Annotated in this window: 7 protein-coding genes; 5 read left to right on the top strand and 2 right to left on the bottom strand. The window is 70.8% G+C overall.

Annotated features, from left to right (window positions below):
* Positions 1-198 precede the first annotated feature (198 nt).
* Positions 199-1050: a DMT family transporter gene (locus J4Z35_RS13905; protein WP_074039206.1), complete on the top strand. Its 852-nt coding sequence runs from the start codon at positions 199-201 to the stop codon at positions 1048-1050.
* 51 nt (positions 1051-1101) lie between these two features.
* On the opposite strand, the gene J4Z35_RS13910 is transcribed toward J4Z35_RS13905, so the two are convergent.
* Positions 1102-1416, bottom strand: coding sequence for a GNAT family N-acetyltransferase (locus tag J4Z35_RS13910; RefSeq protein ID WP_074039207.1), 315 nt, complete (start codon positions 1414-1416; stop codon positions 1102-1104).
* A 240-nt stretch (positions 1417-1656) separates the two neighbouring features.
* Between J4Z35_RS13910 and hemE the strand changes: the two genes are divergently transcribed.
* Entirely contained in the window at positions 1657-2625 is a 969-nt protein-coding gene (gene hemE / locus J4Z35_RS13915) for a uroporphyrinogen decarboxylase (protein ID WP_240742487.1), read from the top strand.
* A complete protein-coding gene (mptB, locus tag J4Z35_RS13920) occupies positions 2600-4093 on the top strand; it encodes a polyprenol phosphomannose-dependent alpha 1,6 mannosyltransferase MptB (protein WP_074039209.1) in 1494 nt (497 codons plus the stop codon). Before hemE ends, mptB begins: the two co-directional genes overlap by 26 nt.
* Positions 4094-4229: 136 nt before the next feature.
* Here mptB and J4Z35_RS13925 read toward each other — a convergent pair whose 3' ends face one another.
* Complete coding sequence (locus tag J4Z35_RS13925; protein ID WP_074039516.1) at positions 4230-4958, bottom strand: hypothetical protein; 729 nt, start codon at positions 4956-4958, stop codon at positions 4230-4232.
* 206 nt (positions 4959-5164) lie between these two features.
* On the opposite strand from J4Z35_RS13925, the gene hemG reads away from it, so the two are divergent.
* Together hemG and hemQ are read left to right on the top strand one after the other, a co-directional pair.
* A complete protein-coding gene (gene hemG / locus J4Z35_RS13930; protein WP_074039518.1) occupies positions 5165-6574 on the top strand; it encodes a protoporphyrinogen oxidase in 1410 nt (469 codons plus the stop codon).
* Between the two features lie 106 nt (positions 6575-6680).
* Entirely contained in the window at positions 6681-7358 is a 678-nt protein-coding gene (gene hemQ / locus J4Z35_RS13935) for a hydrogen peroxide-dependent heme synthase (protein WP_170957187.1), read from the top strand.
* Positions 7359-7602: the final 244 nt, after the last annotated feature.

Raw genomic sequence — 7602 nt, forward strand, 5'->3', positions numbered from 1 at the left:
CCTAGGGGCGTTATCACGCGAAACCTGGGAGCCACGCCGCGCGGGTCGTCAAGGGCCCCGCCCGGACCCATCGGCGATTCCTGTCCCCATCTGCGATTTTCGTCCACATTCACCAGGAGTGAATGTGGACGAAAATCGCAGATGGGGACAGGCGGTGCGCTGGGGTCTCGCCGGGCGTATGGCCCTAGAGTGGCGCGAATGGTGACGTTCGTGGCGCTGCTCTCCTCCGCCGTGTGGGGCACGGCCGACTTCGTGGGCGGGCTGTGGGCGAAACGCTTCCACCCCGTCAAGGTGGTGGCCCTGTCGCAGCTCGGGGGACTCGTCGCGGCACTGATCTTCTTCGGCGTCGTCTCCCTCTCCGGCACGCACGGCTCGTCCGACTGGACGTCGTGGGCGACGTGGGGCGTCGGCGCGGGGCTGAGCGGCGCCGTCGGGCTGATGTGTCTGTATGCGGCGCTGTCCAGCGGGACGATGGGTGTCGTCTCGCCGATCACGGCGCTGGGCGCGATCGTCCCCGTCGTCCTCGGCCTCGTGCGCGGGGACGCGTGGACGCCCTCGATCGGCATCGGGTTGCTCGTGGCGCTCGCCGGTGCGGTGCTCGCGAGCGGACCGGAACTGAGCGGCGACGTCGGGCGACGCCCCGTCGTCCTCGCGTGCATCTCCGCGCTCGGGTTCGGGGTGTCGCTGTACTGCATGGACGGTGGTGCGCGGCACGACTTGTCGGGAGCCATGCTGGCGATGCGTTGCGGGTCGCTGACGCTGCTGCTGCCGACGCTGTTCGCCCTGCGCTCGAAGGGGCTCGCCCGGGAACCGCTGACGCGCCGCGACGTGCTCGTGCTGCCGCTGCTGGGCATGGGCGACCTGACGGCGAACCTGCTGTTCGCGGCGGCGTCCGCGCAGGGGCAGGTGTCGATCGTCGCCGTGCTCGGCTCGCTGTACCCCGTCGCGACGCTCCTTCTCGCCCGCCTCGTGCTCGCCGAGCGGCTGCGAATGGTGCAACTCGTCGGGGTAGCGCTGACGGTCGTCGGCGTGGTCCTCGTGACGCTGTGACGGGACGTCGGCTCGGCGCCGAGCGCGTCTCGGGGCTGCGCGCGTCCGTCGTCAGCTGACGAAGAACTCCAGTTCCTGGTCGTCGTCGACGCGTGCGCGGCCGACGTGGTGCATGCCGATCCTGCGGGCCACCCGCTGCGAGGCGTGGTTGTCGAGATCGGTGACGGCGACGCCGCGGCGCAGGCCGCCGGCGAGCGCTTCGTCGAGGATGGCGCGCGCAGCCTCCGTCACGTAGCCGCGGCCGGTGTGAGCGGCGTCGACGTCGTCATTCGTCCATCGACGCAGCGTCAGGCGCGGGGTGCGCAGTTCGTCAGTGGGACGTCGGGCGTCGTCGGCGTGCGGCGTCGTCGTCGTGTCGGTCGTCATGGGGCCAGCGTGGGCGGGCGGCTGACGCGCCGCAGGAGCGGGACGGACTGGGAGCGACTTCGACAGGGCCCAACTCCATGTCGGACGAGACGTCACACCCTCGACGCGCGGATGACCGCGTCGCGGCAAGGGGCGCGTGAGAGAATCCACGACGTGACCGAAGTGAACGCAGACCCGCGCAACTCCGTCCTCATCAAGGCTGCCCGCGGCGAGGAGGTGCCGTACACGCCGGTGTGGTTCATGCGGCAGGCGGGGCGTTCGCTGCCCGAGTACCGCAAGGTGCGTGAAGGCGTCGGGATGCTCGAGTCGTGCCGCCGCCCCGACCTCGTCACCGAGATCACGCTGCAGCCCGTGCGCCGCCACGACGTGGATGCGGCCATCTTCTTCTCCGACATCGTCGTGCCGCTGGCTGCGGCCGGTGTCGACCTCGACATCGTCGCGGGCGTCGGCCCCGTCGTCGCCCAACCGTTCCGCACGCGCGCCGACCTCGCGCGTCTGCCCGAGCTGACGCCCGACATGGTCACCGACATCACCGAGTCGGTGCAGTTCATCACCGCCGAGCTCGGTGGCACGCCGCTCATCGGGTTCGCCGGCGCGCCGTTCACGCTCGCGTCGTACCTCATCGAGGGTGGGCCGTCGAAGAACCACGAGAACACCAAGGCGCTCATGTACGGCGATCCGCAGCTGTGGAACGACCTGTGCGCGCGCCTCGCGCAGATCTCGGGCGCCTTCCTGCGCGTTCAGGCAGCAGCGGGCGCGAGCGCCATCCAGCTGTTCGACTCGTGGGTCGGCAACCTGCCGCTCGACGACTACCTGCGCTTCGTCCAGCCCCATTCCCGCACGGCCCTCGCCGCCGTCGACGATCTTCCCGGCATCGACGTGCCGAAGATCCACTTCGGCGTCGGCACCGGCGAGCTGCTCGGTGCGATGGGTGAGGCGGGCGCCGACGTCGTGGGCGTCGACTTCCGCGTCAGCCTGGACGCGGCCCGCGAGCGCACCGGCAACCAGTACGCGCTGCAGGGCAACCTCGACCCGGCGCTGCTGTTCGCGCCGTGGGAGCCGCTCGCGGCGCGTGTCGACGAGATCGTCGCAGCCGGTCGGCGCGCGAAGGGCCACATCTTCAACCTCGGTCACGGCGTCCTGCCGAGCACCGACCCCGACGTCGTCACCCGGGTCGTAGAGCGTGTCCACAGCGTTTCCGCGCGCTGAGCGCCCCGCCCAAGCGCTCACGACGAGCAAGGGGCTGACGGCGCGCGGCGTCGTCGGCTCCGCGCTCGCCATGCTCGGCGGGTTCATGACGAACGACCTGCCGCCGGGCCCGGTGCGCGACGTGCTCGCGCCGCTGCACTGGCTCTACCAGCAGCAGCTGGGGCGCGTCGCGGGCTGGATCATCGTCGCTGCCGGCATGCTGTTGCTCGCGTGGGCCTGGGTCGACCTCGCGCGCGCCACCCGGCACACGCCCCGCGACGGCGTCGCGCAACGCGCGGCGACGGCCGTCGTCCGGCGCCTGACGGCACTGTGGGCCTTGCCGTGGCTCATCGCGCCGCCGATGTTCTCCCACGACGGCTGGAGCTACCTCGCGCAGGGGGCACTGACGCAGTCGGGCCGCGACCCGTACGTCGTCTCCCCGGGGGAGATGCCCGAACTGCTCACCTCGATGGTCGACCCGATCTGGCGCTACACCCCGACGCCATACGGTCCGCTGCCCCTGACGTGGGGCGCCCTGTGCACCGAGGTCGTGAAGGAACCGACGGTTCTCGTGTGGCTGCAGCGCGTCCCGATCATCATCGGGCTCGTCCTCACCGCCTGGGCCGTGCCGCGTCTCGCGCGTCGCCTCGACGTCAGCCCCGCGCTCGCGAGCGCCCTGACGCTGGCCTCCCCGCTCGTGCTCGCCCACGGTTTCGGTGGCGAGCACAACGACGTGCTCCTCATGGGCCTCGTCACGGTCGCGCTCGTGTGGGCAGCGGCGGGGCGCTGGGTGTGGGCCACCGTCTTCGTCGGTGTCGCCGCAGGGGTCAAGTTCACCGCCATCGTGGCCGTCGTCCCCGTCGTGTTGTTGTCATTGCCGGTGGGCGTCGACCTGCGTCGACGCTTCGCCCGCCTCGCACAGGCGGGGCTGCTGGGGGCTCTCGTGACGGCGCTGTGCGGCATCCCATATGGCCTCGGCGTCGGCTGGATCCGCGCGCTCAGCGTGCCGGGCGTCGTCGTCACGCCCGCCTCGATCCCCACGGCTCTCGGTTACCTGCCCCGCTACTTCTTCGGCTTCATCAGCGACGAGGCCGGCGACCTCGCGATGTCGCTCATCCGCGGCGCCGGCATGGGTCTCGCCGTCATCCTTGTCATCTGGGCGGCGCTGCGCCGGCCGACGGGCAAATTGCCGTCGGCGATGGTGACGAACGCGGGAGTGTTCGCCGCAGTCGTCCTGCTCGCGCCCGTCGTGCACTCCTGGTACGCGTTCACCGTGCTGCCGTGCGGTGTGCTGCTCGCGATGCGCACCCGCCGCATCCACCTCGTCATGACGCTCGGGGTGGCGTCCGCGCTCACCGTCATGTGGGACACGACGCTCGCCGGCGCGAGTCTGCTCGTTGCGGCCGTCGTCGTCGCGTCGCACCAGTTCGCGCTGACGCGCCGTCGCGACGACCTACCACCACGGGTGCGTCGCTGGCTGAGTGCCTGAGGTTCGGCGCTCGTTCTTGCGGTTGAGTCACTTCGTGCCACGTGAGTCAGTCCTGACCGACGCGGGTCGCACGAAGTGACTCAGCTGCGCTCGGGAGGCGGGCAGCGCGGTGAAGGTGGAGGGCGGCGGCAGTGGATCAGTGCGCTTCGGGGCCGACGTCTTCATGGGGCGTAGCAGCTCCACGGTGCAGGTCGACGATGAACCACGGCAGGAAGAACTGCACGAGCGGGCCGATGAGCAGGGCGTAGGCCACGGTGCCGAGCCCGACGACGCCGCCGAGCAGCCACCCGATGACGAGGACGCTCACCTCGATGCCGGTGCGGATGAGGCGCAGGCTCGCACCGGTGCGGTGGTGCAGGCCTGTCATCAACCCGTCGCGCGGGCCGGGGCCGAGCTGGCTGCCGATGTACATCGCACCGCCGATGCCGTTGAGGACCAGCCCGAGCGCGAAGACCACCACCTGCCAGGCGACGCCGTGCACGTCGGGCGTGACGGCCAGCGTCGCGTTGAGGGCGAGCCCGATCCAGACAGAGTTCGCGATCGTCCCGAGCCCCGGCCACTGGCGCAGCGGCACCCACAACAGCAGCACGGCGAACGACGTGATGATCGTGACGGTGCCCATGTCGAGCCCCGTGTGTTCGCTGACGCCCATGTGGAACACGTCCCACGGGTCGAGGCCGACATGGCTGCGCACGAACAGACCCATCGCGGCGCCGTACAGCGTCAGGCCGACGAACAACTGGGGCAGACGCAGCCCGAGACGCCCGGCGCGCAGTTGCTCGGCGGGCGTCAGGTTCGACAAGGTTCGGTGACGGCGCCGCACGCCGCCGGTCGAGGCCGCATCGGCAGGTGGCGGTGTGGGCATGCCCTGCTCTGGAACGTCGGCGGTCGGGTGGGGCGTGCGCATGGCGTCACCCTAGGGGCGAGTCGAGTCTCGTGCGCGTCGTGTCCAGGGGCGCAGAGGCGGCGCAATGGTGACGGCGGGTACGCACGTAGGACCTTCGTCACCATCTGGGCCGCAGGCGCCCCTCGACGACGTGGCTGGGGGTGCGAGGTGAAATGCTGGATCACATGAAGGTCGGCATCATCGGTGGTGGCATCTCGGGGCTCGTCGCAGCGTGGCACGTCAGCACGACGCACCCGGACACGCAGGTGACGGTGTTCGACGCGGACGAACGCGTTGGGGGCAAGCTGCGCCAAGAGGTGATCGCCGGGCACGCCGTCGACGTCGGCGCCGAGTCGGCGCTCTGGCGTCGGCCCGAAGTCGTCGCGCTGCTCGCCGAGCTCGGCGTCGATTCCGTTCACCCGCAACGCTTTCCAGCGATGCTGTGGTCGCGAGGCTCGCTCGAGGCGCTGCCCGCGGGCACGCTCATGGGCATCCCCTCCGACCCACACGCCGCCGCCGGTCTCCTCGACGACGCCGAGGTCGCGCGCGCCGCCGACGAACGGGCCGTCAGCCTCACCCTCGACGATGCTGAAGCCGACATCAGCGTCGGTGACGCCGTCGAGCAGGCACTTGGCTCGGCCGTCGTCGACCGCATGGTCGAACCGCTGCTCGGTGGCGTGTACGCCGGCCACGCGCGCGAGCTGTCGACGCGCGCCTGCGTCCCCGCCCTTTACGCCGCGCTACGCGCCGGCACCCTGCTGACGCAGGCTGCTGCGGCGGCGTCGTCGGCCGTTTCGTCGAACGACGCCCGTCAGGTGTTCGGCGCACCCGCCGGGGGCATGGGGTCGTTGCCCGAGAAACTTCGCGAAGCCCTCGACGCCAGGGGAGTGGCGATCCGCACCGGGGCCACCGTCATAGACCTGCGTCGCGCCCTCGCGCACCGCGCCGGCTGGCACGTCGAGGTCGACGTCGAGGGCCTGCCCGAGCCGCATACGTTCGACGCCGTCGTCCTCGCGACGCCGGCGCCCGTCACAGCCCGATTGCTCGCCGACCTCGCGCCCGAGGCGGCCGACGCGCTCGCCGAGATCGAGTACGCCTCGATGGCCATCGTCACCTACGCGTTCGATTCGGCTGTCGCACAGCAGCTTCCGCAGGGTACGGGCTTCCTCGTCCCGCCCGTCGACGGCCGCACGATCAAGGCGTCGACGTTCTCGTCGATCAAGTGGCCGTGGCTCGCCGAGGCTGCCCCCGACGTCACGTACGTGCGGGTCTCGCTCGGGCGTCACCGCGACGACGCGATCCTCGGCGAGGGCGACGACGCCCTCGCCGCAGCGGGCTTGGCCGACCTCGAGCACGCCCTCGGCCACCCGCTGCCGACGCCGCGCGATCAGCACGTGCAGCGCTGGCGGGACGGGCTGCCCCAGTACGCCCTGGGCCACCTGGCGCGCATCGAACGGGCTGAGGACGCGCTCGCCGACCTGCCCGGACTCGCTGTCGCAGGGGCCGCGATGCACGGTGTCGGCATCCCCGCGTGCGTCGCGACGGCCCGCGCGGCCGCCGATCGCGCCGTCACCTCGAGCGCGCCCCGCGCCTAGACTCTCCACCAGAATCCGAAGAAGTGCCACGACAAGGAGGCGGACGATGACGTCCGAGACGAACACCCCCGCAGACACCGCGAGCAAGGCCGAACCGAAGCACGTCATGGTCGATCGCATCAACGGTTCGCTGGTGTACGCGATGTGGTCGGTCTTCTCCGTCTCCAAGGAGATCGACGGCGACCGCGACGCCATCGCCACCGAGGCGCAGGCTTTCCTGGACTCGCTCGCCGACACGGGCGTCACCGTCCGCGGCGCTTATGACCTCGCCGGCCTGCGCGCCGAGGCCGACCTCATGCTGTGGATGCACAGCGAATCCGTCGACGAACTGCAGAGCGCCTACCGCGGATTCCTCGCGACGCAGCTCGGGCGTCACCTCACGCCGTTCTGGTCGAACATGGCGATGCACCGTGTCGCCGAGTTCAACCGCGGCCACATCCCCGCGTTCATGGCCGACGAGCGTGCCCGCGAGTACATCTGCGTCTACCCGTTCGTGCGCAGCTACGACTGGTACCTGCTGCCCGACGAGGAGCGCAAGAAGATGCTCCACGACCACGGCATGGCCGCGCGCGAGTACCCCGACGTGCGCGCCAACACGATCGCCTCGTTCGGTCTCGGCGACTACGAGTGGATCCTCGCGTTCGAGGCCGACGACCTGCACCGCATCCTCGACCTCATGCGCGAGATGCGCTACACCGAGGCGCGCCGTCACGTGCGTCACGAGATCCCGTTCTTCACCGGCCCGATGACGACGATGGACAAGTTCGTCTCGCGTCTGCGCTGACGCTCTCGCGTGGCCGCGCGGGGCGAGGCAATCGTCGCCCGGTCATGACGAAGGCCCGGTTCGAGTTCTCACTCGAACCGGGCCTTCGTCATGCGGCCTCACCGCGGCCTCCCGCGTCCCGTCACGTCAGCACGTCAACGACGCGGGGGAGGCTGCGTCAGCGGGCGGCCTCCGTCGCGACGGCGTCGACGGAGCCGACCCACCACTGGTAGTGAACGAACACGTCGCGCCCGATGTGTTCCTT

The sequence above is a fragment of the Dermacoccus sp. NHGro5 genome, from assembly GCF_017565385.1.
In the GTDB taxonomy this organism is placed as follows: domain Bacteria; phylum Actinomycetota; class Actinomycetes; order Actinomycetales; family Dermatophilaceae; genus Dermacoccus; species Dermacoccus nishinomiyaensis.

What these genes read in the sequence shown, in the direction of transcription:
- J4Z35_RS13910 (WP_074039207.1), bottom strand. Translation starts at nt 1,416, where the DNA reads ATGACGACCGACACGACGACGACGCCGCACGCCGACGACGCCCGACGT.
- J4Z35_RS13925 (WP_074039516.1), bottom strand. Translation starts at nt 4,958, where the DNA reads ATGCCCACACCGCCACCTGCCGATGCGGCCTCGACCGGCGGCGTGCGG.
- hemG (WP_074039518.1), top strand. Translation starts at nt 5,165, where the DNA reads ATGAAGGTCGGCATCATCGGTGGTGGCATCTCGGGGCTCGTCGCAGCG.
- J4Z35_RS13905 (WP_074039206.1), top strand. Translation starts at nt 199, where the DNA reads ATGGTGACGTTCGTGGCGCTGCTCTCCTCCGCCGTGTGGGGCACGGCC.
- hemE (WP_240742487.1), top strand. Translation starts at nt 1,657, where the DNA reads ATGCGGCAGGCGGGGCGTTCGCTGCCCGAGTACCGCAAGGTGCGTGAA.
- hemQ (WP_170957187.1), top strand. Translation starts at nt 6,681, where the DNA reads ATGGTCGATCGCATCAACGGTTCGCTGGTGTACGCGATGTGGTCGGTC.